This window comes from Polaromonas sp. P4_H1 (assembly GCF_056400945.1).
The window spans coordinates 1-573 of record NZ_JBFUKG010000109.1; the positions used below are offsets into that span (position 1 = coordinate 1).

A 573-nucleotide genomic window follows, 5' to 3' on the forward strand; every position below is an offset into this window, starting at 1 on the left:
ACCGTTGACCGTGCCGCGCGTCGCTTCGACCATTTTCTCGACGAGTCCCTCTCCTGGATCGCCGATAAGGCGGTCGCACGTCTCGAGGAAACGGCTCGTGACAGCGCGACCATTACGGAGGAGGAAATACAAGGTCAGAAGCGAGAACAGCAACAGAAAAAGACGATGAAGCAGCTGTGAGCCGAATGTTTTAAACAACTCCGACGCATTATCCGCGTTAGCAGTTTGAAGCCATGCCGCTGCAGCTTTTGGATCCGAAAGGTTGGCGCGCCACCAAGTTTGCAGAGTTTCCGCAACGAGCGGTAGACGCGCGACCCAATCCGGCACCTCAACACCGCTCTCGCGGGCTTGCTTTAGCCACCTCACAAGAACGTCGCCTTGCTGCGCGATTTGATAGATGGCAAGTGACAGTGGGGTGAACAGCACCAAAGCCACGATTGCGGTGAAGATGAACGCTGCCAGACTTGAATGATCTGACGAAAAGCGCCCCGCAAACTTAAGGTACAGCGGCCACAGGGCAACTGCGAGAATGGTGGCCCATATCAGGGCCGGCAGAAAAGCTGAGGCGGTCCA

1 protein-coding gene is annotated in these 573 nt (G+C 56.4%); it reads right to left on the bottom strand.

The features are described 5' to 3' along the window. The coding region (locus AC1DS5_RS25370) for an AI-2E family transporter (protein WP_477721006.1) at nucleotides 1–573 on the bottom strand (573 nt) is incomplete at both ends.